Here is a 430-nt window from a genome sequence, read left to right on the forward strand (position 1 = left end):
TGCGCGACCTGCCCGCTCGCATGCACGCCGGCATCCGTGCGCCCCGCGCCATACAGCGCAATCGGTGTGCCGCAGAGTTGCGCGATCGCGGTCTCGAGCACGCCCTGTATGGTGAGTCCGTCGGCCTGCCGTTGCCAGCCCAAAAATGGCGTGCCGTCGTATTCGATCGTGAGCTTGTAGCGCGGCATGGCGTTATCCCAGGCCGTCGAAGGCGCTCGGGTAGCGAACCCCGCCGGACGTTGGCCCCCAGGGCTTCAGCCGAACTACTTGAAAATAAGGCCCGGCATAAGCTGAGGTAAAGCCTGCCGCGGCATCGGCACTGAACCCGAAGCGGCCGTAATAATCCGGTTCGCCCAGCACGAAGACCAGCCCCTCGCCGCGATCCGCCAGCATCGCAAGCCCGCGACGAACCAGCAAGGAACCGATACCC

At 65.3% G+C, this 430-nt stretch carries 1 protein-coding gene and 1 pseudogene; both read right to left on the bottom strand.

Annotation, left to right across the window (positions count from 1 at the left end):
- Positions 1-188, bottom strand: a pseudogene (locus D7Y13_RS43330) (tRNA pseudouridine(38-40) synthase TruA); the annotation flags it as partial.
- Between the two features lie 4 nt (positions 189-192).
- On the bottom strand, positions 193-430 hold a 238-nt coding region (locus D7Y13_RS46475), incomplete at its 5' end, for a GNAT family N-acetyltransferase (protein WP_500683208.1).

Source organism: Corallococcus praedator, assembly GCF_003612125.1.
Lineage (GTDB): Bacteria > Myxococcota > Myxococcia > Myxococcales > Myxococcaceae > Corallococcus > Corallococcus praedator.